Here is a 17,717-nt window from a genome sequence, read left to right on the forward strand (position 1 = left end):
GCGACGTCAGGTCAGGGTGGCCTCGCGGGGGTCCCAGGCGGCGGGCAGCGGATCGGGCTCTCGGGCCGTGGTGGACAGGCGCCGGAACTCGCCGTGCTCGGCGGACAGGGCGATCGCGTTCATGGCCTCCAGCACGTGTAGCGCCAGCGCCCCGGAGGCGCGGTGCGGCACGTTCCCGCGCAGCGCCCGGGCCATGTCGAGCACGCCGAGGCCCCGCCCGGCGGAGGTGCCCTCGACGGGCAGCTCGCGCCACTCCTTGTCACCCGCGCCGCGCACCCTGAGCGGGCCGGCGAAGGTGTTCGGATCGGGGAGCGACAGCATGCCCTCGGTGCCGATGATCTCGATCATCGTGATGTGGGCGGGCGAGTCGAAGCTGAACGTCGACGACGCGCTCGCCCCGCCGGTGAAGTCGAGCAGCGCCATGACGTGCGTGGGGACCTCCACCGCGAAACGGGTCCCGCCCTTCGGGCCCGACCCGATCACGCGGTGCGGCCGGGCCTGCCGTGCGGTGGCCGCGACCTGGCACAGCGGCCCGAGCATCGCGACCAGCGCGGTGAGGTAGTACGGGCCGATGTCGAACAGCGGGCCCGCGCCGCGCTGGTACAGGAACTCGGGGTTGGGGTGCCACGATTCGGGGCCGGGGCTCTGCATCACGGCGGTGGCGGCGACCGGCGTGCCGATCAGTCCGGCCGCGAGGGCCCGCTTGGCCGACTGGAGTCCCGCGCCGAGGAAGGTGTCGGGCGCGTTGCCCACCCGAAGGCCCCGCTCGGCGGCCTCGGCCAGGAGCTTCTCGCCTTCCTCGGGGTCGAGCGTCAGCGGCTTCTCGCCGTACACGTGCTTGCCCGCGCGCAGGGCGGCGGTCGCGACGGCGGCGTGGGCGGCGGGGATCGTCAGGTTCACCACGATCTCGACCTCGGGGATGGCGAGGACGGTGCCGACGTCGCCGGACATCGGGACCCCGTGCTCCTGTGCCTTGGCCGCGGCGCGCGCGACGTCGAGGTCGGCGACGCCGAGCACCCGGATGTCGGGGAAGGCGGTGAGATTGCGCAGGTAGGCGTCGCTGATCGCGCCTGCGCCCACCAGCGCGACCCCGACCGGGCCGCCGTTCGCGCCCGCCGCGGTCGCGGCCGCCTCCGAGGTCGCGTCGGCCTCGCCGGTCGTGCCGGTCCCGCCCGTCATGCGCGCTCCAGTCCGGTGAGGTAGGCGTGGCTCTCGGCGAGGGCGTCGTAGATGTCGGTGGCGCAGTCGTCGAGTTCGACGATGCGCCACGCGTCCGGGGCGGCGTCCAGGAAGTCGCGCACCGGCATGACCCCCTGGCCGACGGCGGTGTGCGGCTGCTCGGTGCCGCCGGGGCCGTCCTTGACGTGCAGGGCCAGGACGCGGTCGCCGAGGCGCCCGAGCAGTCCGGGCACGTCGGCGCCGCCCACGGCCGCCCAGTAGGTGTCGATCTCCAGGAACAGCTCGGGTGCGAGCAGGCCGGCGAGCACCTCGATGGCGTGGGCGCCGTCGATCCTCGGCTCGATCTCCCACCAGTGGTTGTGGTAGCCGAGCCGCATGCCGTACCGCGCGGCGTGCCCGGCCAGGCCGTTGAGGAGGTCGGCGGTGCGGGCGATCCCGTCGCGCGTGGTGAAGTCCTCGTGCGGGATGCCGCCGGGAATGATCACCAGGTCGGTGCCGATGGTGGCGACGGCGTCCAGGACGGCATCGGGCTCCTGCGAGAGCAGGGCGTAGGCGTGCGTGCTGGAGACGGTGAGCCCGAGGTCGTCGACGACCGTGCGGAAACCCTTGGGATCGTCGGTCGGGTCATAGGGCTCGACGGCGCCGTAGCCGATGTCCGCTATCCGCCGTAATACCTGGTCACGATCGACCTTCATCTGATCACGTACGGTGTACAGCTGCACGCCCAGCGGCTTCACCATCGGGGTAGGAACCTCCTGGTTCACGTGATGGAGTGCTCGTGCGGTGTGCGGCACCTGCACTCCGTAATCGGTACGTAAAACGTTAAAACGCCGCATTTCAAAGAACAATGGGTTATTTCCGCCGTGATGGGGAACCCGCCGGTCGCCATCACGCACGACCGGCGCGCGGCCGGGCGGAAAGAGCCGCGGCCGGACCCTCCGGTGCGGAGGATCCGGCCGCGAACGGTGTCAGGACGAGCTTGCGGCGCTCACGGCCGGTTCGCTGGGTGCCTCCTGAATCGGCGGCGTGGTGGCCGCTCCCTCCTTGCGCCGCCCGCGCCGGGCGCGGCGCTTCTCCTTGCGGGCCTCGACCATGGTGTAGAGCGTCGGCACCAGGACGAGGGTGAGCAGGGTCGAGCTGATCAGGCCGCCGATGACCACGATGGCCAGCGGCCGTGAGATGAAGCCGCCCCCGCCGGTGATGCCCAGCGCCATGGGCAGCAGCGCGAAGATGGTGGCCAGCGCCGTCATCAGGATCGGGCGCAGCCGCCGCCTGCCGCCTTCGACCACCGCCTCGTGCAGCGGCATGCCGCGCTCGCGGTACTGGTTGATCAGATCGAGCAGGACGATGGCGTTGGTGACGACGATGCCGATGAGCATCAGCATGCCGATCATCGCGGCCAGGCCGAGCGAGGTGTCCGTCGCCAGCAGCAGCCCGATGGCCCCGGTGGCCGCGAACGGGATCGAGACCAGCAGCACCAGCGGCTGGATCAGGCTGCGGAACGTCGCCACCATGACGAAGAACACCAGCGCGATGGCGGCCACCAGCGCCAGCCCGAGGCTGCCGAAGGCGTCCGCCTGCTCGGCGCTCGCGCCGCCGATCTCGTAGGTCGCGCCCACCGGCAGCGTCAGCGCGGCCAGCGTCTTCTTCAGCTCGGCGCTGGTGGCGCCGAGGTCGGTTCCGGTGGCCTTGCCGGACACCGTGGCGCTGCGGTCGCCGTCGATGCGGTTCACCTCGACGGGCCCGTTGACCTGCTTGACCGTCGCGACGTCCCCGACGGTGACCTTGCCGGCGATCTTGAGGTCGCGCAGGCCGGCCTGGGAGACGGGCGTGTCGCCGGTCCGCAGCACGACGTCGGCCGTGGTGCCGTTCAGGGCGAGCTGGGTGACGGTCGTCCCCCTGAACGCCTGCGTCACGGCCTGGCCTATGGCGATCTCGCTGAGCCCCTTCTCCGCCGCCTTCTTGCGGTCGACCGTGACGTCGATGCGCGGAGCGGTGTCGGCCACGCTGCTGGTCACCTCGGCGACGTTCGGAACGCCGGCCATGGCCCGCTGCACGGTCTGCGCGGCGCCGCGCAGGGTGTCGAGTTCGGCGGCCCGGACGACCACCTGCAGGGAGTTGCCGCCGAAGCCGCCGGCCTGCCCCACGCTGATCTCGCCCACGCCGTCCAGCTCGGCCAGCCTGCCGGTCAGCCGCCGCTCGAGCGCGCCCGCGTCGGTGCCGTCGCGCAGTGTCAGGGAGTGGGTGGCGCGGGAGGTGCCGCCGCTCCCACCGCGACCGCCGAACCCGAACCCGCCGCCGCCACCCACGGTGACCTGGTAGGACTCGACCTCGCTGGTGTCCGCCACCACCTGCTCGACCTTCTTGGCCATGGTGTCGGCCGTGGCCAGGGAGGTGCTGACGGGGAAGGTCTGCCGGATGCTGATGGTGTTCTGGCCGGAGTCCTCGATGAAGCTCGTCCGCAGCATCGGCACCAGGCCGAGCGTCCCCAAGAAGATCACCAGTGCGACGGCGACCGTGGTGATCCGGTGCCGGGTCGCGAACCGGATCACCGGGACGTACAGCCGCTGGAGCGGGCTGCTCCGCTCCTTCTCGTCCGCCGCGCGCCGGATCGCCTCCGCGTCGCCCTCCTTGGGGCGCTTCATGAACCAGTAGGCGAGCACAGGGACGACGGTCAGCGACACCAGCAGCGAGGCGAGCAGCGCCACCGTCACGGTGATCGCGAACGGGCTGAACAGCTCGCCCACCAGGCCGCCGACGAAGGCGATGGGCAGGAAGACCGCCACGGTCGTCAGCGTGGAGGCGGTGACCGCCCCCGCCACCTCCCGCACGCCGTTCTCGATCGCCTGCCGCTTGCCCTCGCCGTACGACAGGTGCCGCTTGATGTTCTCAAGTACCACGATGGAGTCGTCCACGACCCGGCCGATCGCGATGGTGAGCGCGCCGAGGGTGAGCATGTTGAGCGAGTAGCCCTGCGCCCACAGGGCGATCAGCGCGATCAGCACCGACAGCGGGATCGACACGGCCGTCACGATCGTGGAGCGGAGCGAGAACAGGAACACCAGGATGACCAGCACGGCCATGGCCAGGCCGAGCAGGCCCTCGGTGGTGAGGCTCTGGATGGCCTCCTCCACCGAGGGCGCCTGGTCGAAGATCACGGTGAACCGGACGTCGCCGCCGAGGGCGGTGGCCAGCGCGGGCAGCTTCGCGCGCACGTCGTGCGAGATCGACACCGCGTTGCCGTCGGGCTTCATGGTGACGGACACGCCGAGGCTGGGCCTGCCGTTGGTGCGGGTCAGCGTGGTGGCGTCGGCGGTCCCGAGCTTGACGGTCGCCACGTCGCCGAGCCGCACGGGCTTGGGCGCGGCCGCCGCCCGGGCCGGCGTCGCCGTTCCCTGGGCGCCCGGCACGCTCCGTGCGCCGGGACGCTGCTGCGCCTGGCCCTGGCCCTGCGCCTGGCCCTGCGTGGCGGCGGGCGGGTTCAGGTAGAGGTCCTTGATGTCCTTGACCGAGCCGAGCGTGGTGCCGACCTGGACGCTCAGTGACTGTTCGGACTTGGTCAGCGTGCCGGCGGGCAGCGGCGTCCCCGCCGACTGGATCGCGGTGGCGATCGCCGAGGCGGTCAGGCCGTGCTCGGCCAGCTTGTCGTTGTCGGGCTCGATCGTGACGACCTGCTCGCGGGTGCCGGAGACCGACACGTCCCTGACCCCGTCCACGCCGGCGAGCGCGGGCACGACCTGCTCGTCGAGCTTGTCGGCGAGCCGCCGCTGGTCCTCGGCCGAGGTGACCGCGAGCTGGACGACCGGGAGGTCGTCGGTGCTGCCCGCGACCACCTGCGGGTCGACGTCGCTGGGGAGCTGGCCGGCGACGCGGCTGATGGCCTGCTGGATCCGGCCCTGGGCCTCGTCGATGTCGGTCCCGTAGTCGAAGCCGACCTGGACGGTCGCGCTGGACTCGCGGGAGGTGGAGTTCACACTGGTCACGCCGGACAGGCCGCGCACGCCGTCCTCCAGCGGCCGGGTGACGCGGTCCTCGACGATCTGCGGCGCGGCCCCGGGGTAGGTGGCGACGATCGACACGGTGGGGAAGGAGAGCGACGGCAGGAGCTGCTGTTTGAGCGCCGGGATGGTGTACACGCCGAAGGCGGTCACCACGATCGTGATCAGGGCGACGAGCCCGCGGTTGGCGAGGCTCAGTCTGGCGAGTAAGGACATCGGTCCACTTCTTGTCGGTATCGGCGGGGGTGAGGGGCGTCGTCCGGGGGAGAGGCGGGTCCCCACCCGTGTGGGGTCCGGCTCTTTCAAGCCTCATCGCCGCTCGCGGGGTGTACGTCCGTCGCGGGGAGGGTCTTGGCCTACCGCGAACGCCGTAGGCGAGGGGGCGGGCTACCACGCCCGTACATCGGCGGGCGGTCAGCGGGGGCGGGGGCGCACCAGTCCGGTCTCGTAGGCGATCACGACGAGCTGGGCGCGGTCGTGGGCGCCGAGCTTGAGCATCGCCCGGTTGGCGTGGGTCTTGGCGGTCATCCGGCTGATGCCGAGGTCGTCGGCGATCTCGTCGTTGGTCAGGCCGCACGCGACCAGCGTCATGACCTCGCGCTCGCGCTCGGTCAGCACGGCGAGGCTGTCGGGGGCATGGTCGGCCCTCGCGCCGGGAGCCGACAGGAAGCGGGCGATGAGGCCCTTGGTGGCGGCGGGGGAGAGCAGGGCGTCGCCGCGCGCCACGACGCGGATGGCGTCCTGTAGCTCGCCGGCCTCGACGCCCTTGCCGAGGAATCCGCTCGCTCCGGCGCGAAGGGCGGCGAAGACGTACTCGTCGATCTCGAAGGTCGTCAGGACCAGGACCCGCACCCCGGCGAGGTCGCTGTCGGAGCTGATCGCCTGGGTGGCCGCGAGACCGTCCATCTCGGGCATCCGGATGTCCATCAGGACCACGTCGGCCCTGGTGTCGCGCGCGAGTCGCACGGCCTCCTGGCCGGTGTCGGCCTCGCCGACCACCTCCAGGTCGGGCGCGGAGTCGATCAGGACGCGAAAGCCGGCCCGCACCAGGGCCTGATCGTCGGCCAGTACGACGCGGACGGTCATATGGCGCTCCTCTGCGGCGCGGGCAGGACCGCGTGGACGCGGAAGCCGCGCCCGGGACAGGGGCCGACGCTGAACGTCCCTCCCACGGAAAGGGCCCGCTCGCGCATGCCCACCAGCCCATGCCCGGTGCCTGACGGCCCTTCTCCCGCGTCGGCGAGTCCAGGCTCGGCGCCGGCCGGCCCGTGTGGACCGCCGGCGCGCCCCGTCGTGGCCGGCGGGGCGCCCGCGTTCGGAGCCGTGCGGGCGAGGCCGTCGTCGCTGACCTCGATGGTGAGGTCGCGGTGCCCGTAGGTGATGCGGACCCGCGTCGTCGCCTTCCCGGCGTGCTTGCTGACGTTGGTCAGCGCCTCCTGGACGACGCGGAACGCCGTCAGCTCCACCGGGGAGGGAAGCGGGCGCGGGGTGCCCTCGAGGTGGCAGTCGACCGAGAGGCCCGCCGCCGTGAACGAGGTGATCAGCTCGGGGAGGCGGTCGAGGCCGGGCGCGGGCTCGGTGGGCAGTTCCTCGGTGCTGCCGGGCCGGCGCAGCAGCCCGACCGTGGTCCGCAGCTCGTCGAGGGCCGCCCGGCCGGCCTGGCGGATGTGGCCGAGCGCCTCACGGGCCTGCCGCGGCTCGTCGTCCATCACGTGCGCGGCGACCTGGGCCTGGACGTTGATGAGCGCGATGTGGTGGGCGAGCACGTCGTGCAGTTCCCGGGCGATGCGCAGCCGTTCCTCCATCACCCGGCGCTCGGCCTCCTCCTCGCGGGTCTGCTCGGCGCGGCGGGCGCGTTCCTCTACGGCCGCGACGTAGGCGCGGCGGCTGCGCACGGAGTCCCCGACGGCGATGGCCATGCCGATCAGCGCGATCTGCCCGACCAGCTCCGGCCCGAACCACCAGCCGCCGGACAGGGCGAGGCGCGTGCCGCTCAGGACGATCGCGGTGATCGCTCCGGCCGTCCAGGCCTCCCGGCGGGGGCTGTGGGTCGCCAGGGTGGCCAGCGCTATGGCGGGCACCAGGTCCAGGGTGCTGCGCGTACCGCCGACGATCAGGTGCAGGACGAGACCGGCCACGGTCACGGCGGTGACCAGGCGGGGCGAGGCGCGCCGGAAGATCAGCGTCGCGCACATCACCCCGGCCAGCGTGACCGTGGCGGGGGTCAGCGGGAGGTTCCGCTCGGGGTGGTCCCCGGGCGGGCCGAGGACGGTGGCCACGAAGGCCAGGCCGGCTATGACGGTGTCCACCACGTAGGGGCGGGCGCGGAGGGCGTTTCGCAGCCGGTTCAGACGACGCACGGGCCCCACGTTACGGCCGCGCCACCGCGGTCTCCTCGTCCCTGGGGACCGTTCCGGGCTACCGCGATCGCGGTACGCGACCGGTCGCGGGAGCACGGCGGCCCGAACAGGCGCCGATCATCGGCGGCGTGACTCACAGCGAGCGCAGGTGGTCGATGGCGGCCCGGGCGGCGGTGCCGATGGCCGCGTCGGCCCTCGGCTGGAGCTGCGCGGTGCCGATCGACCGGGTGAACACCGCCACCGCGTAGCGCCCGCCGTCGGGGTACTCCACGACGCCGACCTCGTTGCGGAGGGTGGGAAGGGAGCCGGTCTTCCCGCTGACCACGACGTCGTCGTAGGGGAACCCCGACGCCAGGCGGTGCGGCCATACCTGCAGGCCGAGCAGCCGCCGGACCGCGGCGCACGCCTGCGGCCCGGCGGCCTCGTCCCGCCACACCATGCCGAGCAGCCGGGTCATCTCCCGGGCGGTGCTGCGGTTGGCGTGCGCCGGATCGAGCACGCGCAGGCGGCCCACCGTGCGCGGGTCCAGCGGCCCCTCCATGGAGCCGGTATCGGCCTCCAGCACCGCGAGCATCCCGCGGCAGTCATGCTCGATGTAGGTGTCCGCCAGCCCGAACTTCGCCAGCATGGCGTTCACCGCGTCCAGCCCGACGCGCCGCGCGACGACGTCGGCCGCGGCGTTGTCGCTGACGGCGATCATGAGGTACGCGAGGTCGCGCAGGGAGAGCGTCGCCGCGTCGAGCATGGCGGCCAGGCCCGTGCCGCCCGCCGTGCGCTCGCCGGGCTCCACGTGGCAGGGCTCGGCCGGGTCCAGGAGTCCCGCCTCGGCCTGCCGGTAGAGCTCGACGAGCAGGGGGAGCTTGAACACAGAGGCCAGGATGACCGGGTCGTCGGACCGCAGGCCGATCTGCGCTCCGGTGTCGAGGTCGACCGCGTGGAGGTTGCCGGTGACGGCGGCGGCGCGGAAGATCCCTTCCAGGTCCGGGGGCCTCATGCGAGCAGGCCGGACGCCGGGCGGGGGTTGACCTTGCGCGCCGGGGCCGCTCCGTCTTGGACCATCCCGGCATTGTCCCGCAGCACGCGCACGGCCACCGCGCAGAACTCGGCCATGGCGTCGGACGGCCGCTGCCAGGCGACCGACACCCGCCAGGCCAGCGGGTCGCCCAGCAGCGGCCGCCAGGCGACGCCCGCCTGCTCGGTGCGGGGACCGAAGGCGACGGCCGTGCCGGACATGACCAGCCCCAGCGTGAACTGCGGGTGCCGCCCGAGGTGCACCTCGCCGGGTACGAACCCGTGGCGGCGGCACTCGGCCAGCGTCTCCTCGTGCAGCCACGGCTCGCTCTCGCGGGGGACCAGCACGAGGTGCCGCGTCGCCAGGTCGGCCAGGTGCACGGAGGAGAAGGCCGCGAGCGGGTCGCCCTCGGGGAGCAGCACGCCCGGATGCTGGACGAGCACGGGGCCGAAGGACAGGCCGGTGGCGCTCACCGGGTGGCGGATGACGCTGCCGTCCAAAGTGCCCTCCGCCAGCGCCGCGACCTGGTCGGCCGTGCCCATCTCGGTGAGCGCGAGCCGTACCTCGGGGTGGGTGTCGCGGAACCCCGCGAGCAGGGCGGCGATGGCCGAGCCGCCGAGGTCGGGGGGCACACCGATGCGGAGGGGCGTGGCGCCCCCGGCCGCCTGGGACAGCAGGCCGGGGATGGCGTCGACGCGCTCGACGATGGCGCGGGCCTCGGCGAGCAGGAGCCTGCCGGCCTCGGTCAGGCGGACCTGGCGGCTGGAGCGGTCGAACAGGCGCACGCCCAGCTCCTCCTCCAGCCGCTTGATGCGCTGGCTGAGGGGCGGTTGCGCCATGCCGAGCCGGATCGCCGCGTTGCCGAAATGCAGTTCTTCGGCGACGACGGTGAAGTAGCGCAGGTGCCGTACCAGGTCCATTACCAGCGACTATATCGGAATTGATATCGCTTTGGGACGGATATCAATATTGGACATAACGGTCAACCGTCTGCTGTCCTCCTCGTAATCGAAGGGGGATCGATGCGACGAGGCAAACTGGTGACCACCGTTTCCGCGGCTCTGATGGTGCCGCTCGCCGTGGCGGGCGGCGTGGTGTGGGCGCTCCGCACGGACGGCTCGGCCGAGGATACGGCGGCCCGCTATCTCGCCGCCTGGTCGAAGAGCGACTACCGGTGGCGGGTGTCGTTCTCGCCCTCGGCCATCCACCGCGACCTCACGGCGGGGGCACGGTTCAAGGTCACCCAGGTGCCGGCCGAGTCGGCGCCGATCCTCGCCGCCGACGGGACGCGCATCGACACGCCCACCGCCCCCGGCTCGGTGCTGCAGATCGTGGACGGGCTCATGGAGCAGTACGGCGCGCGCCTGAAAGGCAGGCCGTCGGCCCGCGTGGAGATCGTCAAGGAGGGCCGCGCGGTCACGACCGTGGCGACCGGCAAGACCGTCCCGGGCACGTCGCTGCGCACCACCATCGACCTGAAGGTGCACGAAGCCGGGGCGGCGGCGCTCGAGGGCGTCGCCAAGCCGGCTTCCCTGGTGGCGCTGCGCCCCTCGACCGGCGAGGTGCTCGCCGCCGTCAACCGGCCCGGCGGCTTCAACCGGGCGCTGCTCGGCACCTACCCGCCGGGATCGACCTTCAAGGTGGTGACGGCCTCCGCGCTCGTCGCCGGCGGCATGGCCCCCGGGGCGGGGGCGATCGGCGCGGTCAGTGCCGGGTTCGGGCGGCGACCAGGTCCCGGATGCGGTCGGCCGCGCCGACGAACGGGCCGGCGGCCTTGAGCAGCCCCGGCCTGGGCGGGGTGTGCGGATGCGGGCGGGTCGGCGCCAGCCTCTTGGCCTTCTGGATCTTCGTGCCGAGCTCCATGGCGCGCTCGGGGCTGATGACCAGGCGCAGTTCCGGCCAGACCTGCTCCTCCTCGTAGGCGATGTGCTCCCTGGCGTCGTTGATGAAGTCGCCGAGCATCTCCTCGAACCGCGCGACGCCCGGCTCGTAGTCGATGAGGTCGTTGAGCACGTACTTCGCCTGCTGCTCCTGCTTGATCGCGTGTTCGGCGAGCTCCTTGCCCTGCGGGACCAGGTCGCGGACCGCAGGCCAGAAGTACTCCTCCTCGACCGCCTCGTGCTTGGACTCCTCGATGATGAGCTGCCGCACCTGATTCTTGCGCTGCCGCATCCGCTCCTGCTCGTCGGCGCCCCCGCGAGGCCTCTCCTCGAGCTCGTCCATTAGGCGCTTGACCTCTTGGTGGTCCCGTTCCAGGACCTCGAACACGTTCGCCATTGCTCTGCCTCCAATGCGGTGGCGGCGTTCCCCCTTTGTGGGCGTTGCCCGCGTCGTCGCAGGTAAACATGGGTTTCGTATGGAAGGCCCTTTTTATCGGTCTGCTCCCTGCCTTCCCGGGGCTTCGATCAGCCCTTCTCGGAGCCCTCGTTGGCGCCCCGGATGAAGTGGCGCTGGAAGATCACGAAGATGACCGCGACGGGGATCGTGGCGAGCACGGCCGCGCCGAGCTTCAGCGGGTACTGCGTGCCCGTGCCGAGGGACCCGCTGACCAGGTCGGCGAGCCCGCGCGGCAGCGTGAACAGCTCCGGGCTCTGCACCGCCACCAGGCTGTGCGGGAACTCGTTCCAGGTGCCCTGGAACGAGATGATCGTCAGCGTGATCAGCGCCGGGCGGGCCATGGGGAGGACGACCGACCAGAAGGTGCGGAACACCCCGGCGCCGTCGATGCGCGCGGCCTCCTCGACGCTCACCGGGATGGACTCGAAGAACTGCTTCATGATGAAGACCCCGGCGGCGTCCGCGATCACCGGCAGGATCAGCGCCGCGTAGCTGTCGTACATGCCGAGCTGGTTGAGCACCAGGAACTTCGGGATGAACAGCACCACGCCCGGCACCGCGATGACCGCGACGATGGCCCCGAACATCGCCCGCCGGCCCCGGAAACGAAGCCGCGCGAGCGCGTACCCGGCGAGCGAGTCGAGGAAGACCCGGCCCACGGTGACGACGATCGTGACCAGGAGCGAGTTGCCGAGCCACAGAGGCAGGTCGGTCCCGAAGAAGACCCGGTCGTAGCCGGCGAGCGACAGCGGGCCGGGCAGCGGCGACAGCGGGTGCGCCGCCGCGTCCGGCTCGGTCTTGAGGGAGTTGGCGATCTGGATGACGAACGGGTACAGGAAGACCAGCGCGAAGAAGATCAGGACCGCGTACCCGGTGAAGGTGGAGACCAGGCCCCCGCGCTCGCCGGGCCGGCGAGCGGTCCGCGCCGACCCTGCCCGGGCGGTGTTCGTCCGCATGTCAGGACCTCCTCGGCCGTGTGCGACGGCGTACGCCAGGATCCGCGGCGCGCTCGCGCATCACCCATCGCTGGAGCAGCGCGAGCACGACGATGATGAGGAAGAGGACGAACGAGATCGCCGTTCCGGACCCGTAGTCGAAGTCACGGAAGGCGGTCCGGTACGACAGGTACGCCGGCGTCAGCGTCGTCTTCGCCGGATTGCCCTGGCTCATCACGTAAACCTGGTCGAAGACCTGCCAGGTCGCGATCAGTCCCAGCGTCAGCACCAGGAAGACGGTGGGCTTGAGCAGCGGCAGCGTCACGTACCGGAAGCGCTGCCAGCGGCCGGCCCCGTCGAGCACGCTCGCCTCCTCCAGCGTGACCGGGATGTCCTGCAACGCGGCGAGGAACATCAGCATGAACGTGCCGGAGGTCGTCCACACGACGAGCATGATGATCGTGCACATCGCGACGCTCGGCCCGGAGAGCCACTCCCACCACGACAGCCCGAACGGCCCGCCGGCGGTCAGCGCCGCCGGGGGAGCGTCGAGGTCGACCACCCCCAGACCGCCGAGCAGCAGGTGCAGCACGCCGCGCGGGTCGGAGAACCACGCCGGACCGCTGACTCCGAAGAAGCCGAGCAGGCTGTTGACCGCGCCGGAGTTGGCGAAGATGAACAGGAAGACGACGCTGATGGCCACCGAGCTGGTGACCGACGGGAAGAAGAACGCGCTGCGGAAGAACGTCCTGCCCTTGAGCAGGCGACCGTTGACGATCAGCGCCAGGCCGAGCGCCAGCACCGTCTGCGCCGGCACGACGATGCCCACGTAGTAGATGTTGTTGCGGACGCTCACCATGAAGTTCTCGCGGGCCAGGTCGTCGCGGGTGAACAGCCCGGTGTAGTTGTCCAGCCCCACGAACGGCACCTTGCCGGTGAACGGGCTGCCCTGCCCGTTCCAGGAGGTCAGGCTCACCCACAGCGCCATGAGGATCGGAAGCAGCAGGAACAGGCCGAGGATGGCGACGACGGGCGCCAGGAACAGCCAGCCCGCCAGGTTCTCCCTGGTGGCGGACGTGCGGCCGAGACGGGGCAGGCCGGTCCTGGACGTGATGTCCACCCTTCTCTCCCTTTCTTCCGGGGGAACGTGCCCGCGATCGGCTCAGCCGCCCAGAACGCCCTGGGCGTTCTTCTGCAGGCGCGTGAGGATCGTCTTCGGCGCGGTGGTGGCGAGCTGCTGGAGACCGGCGTCGAAGTCGGCCAGGACGCTGTCCATCTTCGGCGCGTTGACCGGGCCGTGGGCGTAGCCGGCGCTGTTCACGAAGGGTACGTCGTCCGGGAACTCCTTGCTGAACTGCTCCTTGGCCGACTGCCGTGAGGGCATCACGCCGAAGGCGCGGGCGAAGGCCATCTGCTGGTCCGCCTTCGTCATCGCCTCGACGAAGCTGATCGCCTGCTCCTTGTGGCGGCTCTTGGCGGAGATGCCCCAGCAGTTGGTGAAGGAGAGCGTGCCCTTGCCCTTCGGGCCGGCGGGCAGCTCGTGGGCGGTGTACTTCACATCGGGGAAGTCCGCCTTCATGGCGCCCTTGATCCAGTTGCCCTCGATGGTCATCGCCGCCTTGCCCTTGCCGAACGCCTCACCGCCCCAGCCCGCGTCGAGCTGCTTGGGATACCGGGCGAGACCGTCCTTCAGCAGGGACCGGGTGTACTCCAGGGCCTGGAGGTTCTCGGGGCTGTCGGCCGTGGCCTGCTTGCCGTCGTCGCTGGTGATCCAGCCGCCCGCCTGGACCATGAAGGCCCCGATGCGGTCACGCGTGTCGCCCAGCGCCAGCGGGACGATCCCCTTCGCCTTGATCTTCTCGGCCACCGCCGTGAGCTGCTGCCAGTCGGCCGGGACGTCGGACTCGCCGAGGCCGGCCTTCTTCCACAGCTCGTCGTTGACGATCAGTGCCAGCGTGGAGAAGTCCTTGGGCACGCAGTAGAACTTGCCGTCGCGGGTGAACGTGGTGCGCAGGCTCTGGTAGAAGTCGTCCGGGTTGGAGATCTTGTCCCCGTACGGCTCCAGGGCCCCGACGCTCGCGTAGTCGGCGAAGCGGGAGGCGTCCACGTAGAACACGTCCGGCGGGTTGTCGCCGGCGAAGGCCTGGCCGAGCTGCTGGGTGAGGTCCTGCGCGGGCGTCACGGTGGCGGTGTTGCCGCTGGAGGCCGACCAGGCGGCTGCCGCCTCCTTCACCGCGGCGGTCTCGGCGTCCCCCGAGGAGCCGATGAGGATCTGCAGGGACGCCGGCCCGCTGCTCTGCGGGGCGCTGCTCTGCCCCGCTTTGTCGTCGAATCCGCTGCCACAGGCCGCCGAGGTGAGAAGGATGCCGCCGGCGGCCACTGCCAGCGCCGCTGTCCGGAGGTAGCTGTGTTTCATCGCGATTTCCTGATCTTGGTGATGGGGGTGAAAGGGGTTCGTGGAGCGGTCACGCCGATCGTCGGCGGACCAGCGACGGCTGGAGCAGGCGGTGGGCCGGCGGGCTCTCCGCCGCCCCGCGCGCCCTGTCGGCCGCGCCGTCTCCGTCGAGCTGCCCGATGAGGAGCGAGACGCAGCTCGCCGCCGCCTCGGCCAGAGGCTGGCTCAGGCTGGTGAGCCCGACGGCCCTGGCCACGGGCGTGTCGTCGAAGCCGATGACGCAGATCCGGCGGCGGGTCTGGAGCGCGCCGAGGGCCAGGGAGTCGCTGACGCAGACGAGCGCGGTCACCGGTCGTTCGGCGTCGAGCAGGGCGCCTGCCGCGGCCTCCCCTTCGGGGACGCCGTCGGAGGTGCGGTAGTCGAGTTCGGCGAGCTCCGCCGCGCCGATGCCTTCGGCGGCCATGGTGCGCGCCCAGCCGGCCCGCCGGTCGTCTCCGACGCCCGACCCTTCGGGCCAGCCGAGGAAGCCGATGCGCCGATGGCCGGCGTCGAGCAGGTAGCGGGTGGCCATCGCGGTCCCCGCGGCGCCGTCGACGTCGACCCACGGGTAGCCGCGCTCCGGGGGCACGCCCCAGGGCCGTCCGAAGGTGACGAACGGGATCCGCTGTTCCAGCAGCCAGGTCGTACGCGGATCGCCGTAGTCGGTGCTGGTGAGCACGAAGGCGTCCGGGTCGTAGGCACCGAGCAGGTCGTCGAACGTGGCGAGCTCGGCGCCGTGGTCGTCCGCGGTGTACAGCAGAACCCGGTAGCCCGCCCGCGCCGCCGACTCGGTGAGGCCGTGCAGGAACCGGTCGAACACCGAGCCGTTGATGCCGTCCTCCTGCGCAGGCTCGATGCGCGCGGCGATCAGCCTGGACCGTCCGGTGCGCATCTGGCGCGCGGCCTGGCTCGCCCGGTAGCCGAGCGCCTTCACCGCGTCGCGTACCCGCCGCCGGGTCTCCTCGCGGACGATCTCCGGGGAGTTCAGCACGTTCGACACCGTCTGCCGCGACACCTTGGCGTACCGCGCGACGTCGCCGATCGTCACCTTGTCGGCCATCGGAACCTTTCAGAATTTGATCGTTCAAGACGGACTATGGCACGATTGGATCGTTCAAGTAAAGAGAATGTTTCCAAAGCTGCAAGCGGTGGTCAGGCCGACCTGCGGCGCCGGCACGACGTGACCCAGGGGGCCCCTCGTTGTTCGACCACGGAGCAACACCCGAAGCCGAAGACGACGCCTCCAGCGTGGCGGAGCTCGAGACGGCTCTCGCGACGCCCATCGACCCCGACCCCGGCACGCCGGTGCGGTACCAGCCACTCCTGCACGACCTCGTCACCACCGTCCTCGCGCCTACGAGCGCGCTGAGCGGGGCCGACGGGCAGATCCGGCCCACGGGCGCGCAGGGGCTGTTCCACGCCGACTCGCGGGCGCTCTCCGAGGTCAGGCTACTGATCGACGGCCGGGAACCCGAGCCCATCGGTCACGCCCTCACCGGACCCGGCGGGGCGCGGTTCGTCGCCCTGCCCCGGTGGCTCGGCGACCCCGGACCCGACCCCACGGTGCGCGTAGACCGCTCCCGGCAGGTCACGCCGGGCGGCATGGCCGAGCACGTCGAGATCTCCTCCGCCGCCTCGGCCGCCGTGACGGCGACCCTCACAGTGGAGCTCGGCTGCGACTTCGCCCCGATCGAGGTGGTCAAGTCGGGCGGCGACGCCCTCCCCGCCGGGGCGGTGAACGGCGCGCCGGGCAGGCTCTCCTGGAGAGCCGACGGCATCCGCGTCACCGTGATCGGCGACGGCGCGCACGCCGAGGCAGGCCACGCCGCCCAGGCGCGGCTGCGCTGGGAGATCGCGCTCCCGCCGCGCGGGCGCGTCACCTTGCGCTGGCAGGCGACGGTCGACGATCCGAAGGCCGTCGTGACCGCGCCCGCCCGTGCCGTCGAGTGGGGACGGCCGCGCGTCACCGCCGCCGACCACCGCCTGGCCCGCCTGTTCGACCAGTCGCTCGACGACCTGCGCTCCCTGCGGCTCGCCGAGGTGGGAGCACCGGAGGACACCTTCCTCGGCGCCGGCGTGCCGTGGTTCCTCACGTTGTTCGGCCGCGACAGCATCTGGGCGGCCCGGATGCTCCTGCCCCTCGGCACCGAACTGGCGGCCGGCACGCTACGCGTTCTCGCGCGCCGCCAGGGCACGCGGACCGACCCGGACTCCGGCGAGGCGCCCGGCAAGATCATGCACGAGCTGCGGCGGCACGAGTTCGCCCTCGAAGGGAACGGCCTGCACCTGCCCGCCGCGTACTACGGCACCATCGACGCCACCCCGCTCTGGGTGAGCCTGCTCCACGACGCCTGGCGGTGGGGCATGCCCGAGCGGGAGGTGGCCGGCCTGCTACCGGCGATGGAGGCCGCGCTCGGATGGCTCGGCGGCGACGCCGACGCCGACGGTGACGGCTTCCTGGAGTACATCGACACCAGCGGGCGGGGTCTGGCCAACCAGGGCTGGAAGGACTCCGGCGACTCGGTGCGGTTCCGCGACGGCCGCCAGGCCGAGGCCCCGATCGCCCTGGTGGAGGTGCAGGGGTACGCCTACGAGGCGGCCCGCCATGGCGCGGCCCTGCTCGCCGCCTTCGGGCGTCCCGGCGCGGACCGCTGGCTGGAGTACGCCGAGGCGCTGGCCGAGCGGTTCCGCGCCCGGTTCTGGATCGACGGCCCGCACGGCAGGCACCCCGCGCTTGCCCTCGACCGCGAAAAGCGCCCCGTCGACGCGCTCACCAGCAACATCGGGCACCTGCTCGGCACGGGCCTGCTCTCGGCGCAGGAGTCGGCGACCGTCGCCCGGCTGCTGGCCTCCCCTGCGATGGCCGGAGGTTTCGGGCTGCGCACGATGTCGTCCGAGGACGGGGCGTTCAGCCCGCTCTCCTACCACTGCGGGTCCGTCTGGGCCCACGACACCGCCATCGTGGTGGCCGGTCTGGCGCGTGCCGGGTTCGGGGCCGAGGCGGCGCGGCTCGCCGAGGGCCTGCTGGCGGCGGGGGAGACGTTCGGGTACCGGCTGCCGGAACTGTTCGCCGGCGACGCGCGGGAGACGGTGATCCGGCCCGTGCCGTACCCGGCCGCCTGCCGCCCGCAGGCGTGGTCGGCGGCCGCCGCCGTCACGCTCGTCCACGCGGCCCTCGGCCTGTACCCCGACGTGCCCGCGGGCGTCGTGACGCTCGCTCCCATGGCCGGGGCTCCGCTCGGCGCGGTGGCCGCGACGGGGTTGCGCGTCGCGGGAGCCGAGATCGCCGCCTCCGTCGACGCGGACGGCGCGGCTAGGGTCTCAGGCCTGCCGGCCGGGCTCTCCGAGCGCCCCCGGACGTAGCGCCACCGGCCCGGGGGGGCCCCCCGCCCCCCCCGGGGGGGGGGGGGGGGCGGGGGGGGGGGGGGGGGGGGGGGGGGGGGGGCGCGCCGCCGGCCCCCC

The 17,717-nt window shown here is 72.3% G+C and carries 14 protein-coding genes; 2 read left to right on the plus strand and 12 right to left on the minus strand.

Annotated features, from left to right (window positions below; all coding sequences use genetic code 11):
• Positions 1 to 6 precede the first annotated feature (6 nt).
• The 7 genes from MYF83_RS01525 to MYF83_RS01555 form a co-directional block, all read right to left on the minus strand.
• Entirely contained in the window at positions 7 to 1,179 is a 1,173-nt protein-coding gene (locus MYF83_RS01525) for a Gfo/Idh/MocA family protein (RefSeq protein WP_248958292.1), read from the minus strand.
• Positions 1,176 to 1,919, minus strand: coding sequence for a sugar phosphate isomerase/epimerase family protein (locus tag MYF83_RS01530; RefSeq protein ID WP_248958293.1), 744 nt, complete (start codon positions 1,917 to 1,919; stop codon positions 1,176 to 1,178). Before MYF83_RS01530 ends, MYF83_RS01525 begins: the two co-directional genes overlap by 4 nt.
• A gap of 228 nt (positions 1,920 to 2,147) precedes the next feature.
• Positions 2,148 to 5,393, minus strand: a complete 3,246-nt coding sequence (locus tag MYF83_RS01535; protein ID WP_248958294.1) for an efflux RND transporter permease subunit — start codon at positions 5,391 to 5,393, stop codon at positions 2,148 to 2,150.
• A 198-nt stretch (positions 5,394 to 5,591) separates the two neighbouring features.
• A complete protein-coding gene (locus tag MYF83_RS01540) occupies positions 5,592 to 6,263 on the minus strand; it encodes a response regulator transcription factor (protein ID WP_248958295.1) in 672 nt (223 codons plus the stop codon).
• Entirely contained in the window at positions 6,260 to 7,537 is a 1,278-nt protein-coding gene (locus tag MYF83_RS01545) for a sensor histidine kinase (protein WP_248958296.1), read from the minus strand. Before MYF83_RS01545 ends, MYF83_RS01540 begins: the two co-directional genes overlap by 4 nt.
• A gap of 133 nt (positions 7,538 to 7,670) precedes the next feature.
• On the minus strand, positions 7,671 to 8,531 hold the full coding sequence (locus MYF83_RS01550) for a serine hydrolase (RefSeq protein ID WP_248958297.1): 861 nt from the start codon (positions 8,529 to 8,531) through the stop codon (positions 7,671 to 7,673).
• A complete protein-coding gene (locus MYF83_RS01555; protein ID WP_248958298.1) occupies positions 8,528 to 9,469 on the minus strand; it encodes a LysR family transcriptional regulator in 942 nt (313 codons plus the stop codon). Before MYF83_RS01555 ends, MYF83_RS01550 begins: the two co-directional genes overlap by 4 nt.
• Before the next feature lie 102 nt (positions 9,470 to 9,571).
• Between MYF83_RS01555 and MYF83_RS01560 the strand changes: the two genes are divergently transcribed.
• Positions 9,572 to 10,327, plus strand: a complete 756-nt coding sequence (locus MYF83_RS01560) for a penicillin-binding transpeptidase domain-containing protein (protein ID WP_248958299.1) — start codon at positions 9,572 to 9,574, stop codon at positions 10,325 to 10,327.
• On the opposite strand, the gene MYF83_RS01565 is transcribed toward MYF83_RS01560, so the two are convergent.
• The 5 genes from MYF83_RS01565 to MYF83_RS01585 form a co-directional block, all read right to left on the minus strand.
• Positions 10,254 to 10,826, minus strand: a complete 573-nt coding sequence (locus MYF83_RS01565; protein ID WP_248958300.1) for a hemerythrin domain-containing protein — start codon at positions 10,824 to 10,826, stop codon at positions 10,254 to 10,256. The two genes, MYF83_RS01560 and MYF83_RS01565, sit on opposite strands and share 74 nt — an antisense overlap.
• Before the next feature lie 128 nt (positions 10,827 to 10,954).
• Complete coding sequence (locus MYF83_RS01570) at positions 10,955 to 11,842, minus strand: carbohydrate ABC transporter permease (protein WP_248958301.1); 888 nt, start codon at positions 11,840 to 11,842, stop codon at positions 10,955 to 10,957.
• Position 11,843: 1 nt separating this feature from the next.
• Positions 11,844 to 12,941, minus strand: a complete 1,098-nt coding sequence (locus MYF83_RS01575) for a carbohydrate ABC transporter permease (RefSeq protein WP_248958302.1) — start codon at positions 12,939 to 12,941, stop codon at positions 11,844 to 11,846.
• Between the two features lie 42 nt (positions 12,942 to 12,983).
• On the minus strand, positions 12,984 to 14,237 hold the full coding sequence (locus MYF83_RS01580) for a sugar ABC transporter substrate-binding protein (RefSeq protein ID WP_248958303.1): 1,254 nt from the start codon (positions 14,235 to 14,237) through the stop codon (positions 12,984 to 12,986).
• A gap of 49 nt (positions 14,238 to 14,286) precedes the next feature.
• Positions 14,287 to 15,315, minus strand: coding sequence for a LacI family DNA-binding transcriptional regulator (locus MYF83_RS01585; protein ID WP_248958304.1), 1,029 nt, complete (start codon positions 15,313 to 15,315; stop codon positions 14,287 to 14,289).
• A gap of 140 nt (positions 15,316 to 15,455) precedes the next feature.
• Between MYF83_RS01585 and MYF83_RS01590 the strand changes: the two genes are divergently transcribed.
• Positions 15,456 to 17,618 (plus strand): amylo-alpha-1,6-glucosidase, encoded by a 2,163-nt coding sequence (locus tag MYF83_RS01590; protein ID WP_248958305.1) that lies wholly within the window; start codon positions 15,456 to 15,458, stop codon positions 17,616 to 17,618.
• The last annotated feature ends 99 nt before the right edge of the window (positions 17,619 to 17,717 follow it).

Source organism: Sphaerisporangium perillae, from assembly GCF_023276435.1.
Classification (GTDB): Bacteria; Actinomycetota; Actinomycetes; order Streptosporangiales; family Streptosporangiaceae; genus Sphaerisporangium; species Sphaerisporangium perillae.

Bases quoted from the DNA above. Each gene is read 5' to 3' on its own strand.
- MYF83_RS01525 (WP_248958292.1), bottom strand. From the start codon at position 1,179: ATGACGGGCGGGACCGGCACGACCGGCGAGGCCGACGCGACCTCGGAG.
- MYF83_RS01530 (WP_248958293.1), bottom strand. From the start codon at position 1,919: ATGGTGAAGCCGCTGGGCGTGCAGCTGTACACCGTACGTGATCAGATG.
- MYF83_RS01535 (WP_248958294.1), bottom strand. From the start codon at position 5,393: ATGTCCTTACTCGCCAGACTGAGCCTCGCCAACCGCGGGCTCGTCGCC.
- MYF83_RS01540 (WP_248958295.1), bottom strand. From the start codon at position 6,263: ATGACCGTCCGCGTCGTACTGGCCGACGATCAGGCCCTGGTGCGGGCC.
- MYF83_RS01550 (WP_248958297.1), bottom strand. From the start codon at position 8,531: ATGAGGCCCCCGGACCTGGAAGGGATCTTCCGCGCCGCCGCCGTCACC.
- MYF83_RS01555 (WP_248958298.1), bottom strand. From the start codon at position 9,469: ATGGACCTGGTACGGCACCTGCGCTACTTCACCGTCGTCGCCGAAGAA.
- MYF83_RS01560 (WP_248958299.1), top strand. From the start codon at position 9,572: ATGCGACGAGGCAAACTGGTGACCACCGTTTCCGCGGCTCTGATGGTG.
- MYF83_RS01565 (WP_248958300.1), bottom strand. From the start codon at position 10,826: ATGGCGAACGTGTTCGAGGTCCTGGAACGGGACCACCAAGAGGTCAAG.
- MYF83_RS01570 (WP_248958301.1), bottom strand. From the start codon at position 11,842: ATGCGGACGAACACCGCCCGGGCAGGGTCGGCGCGGACCGCTCGCCGG.
- MYF83_RS01580 (WP_248958303.1), bottom strand. From the start codon at position 14,237: ATGAAACACAGCTACCTCCGGACAGCGGCGCTGGCAGTGGCCGCCGGC.
- MYF83_RS01585 (WP_248958304.1), bottom strand. From the start codon at position 15,315: ATGGCCGACAAGGTGACGATCGGCGACGTCGCGCGGTACGCCAAGGTG.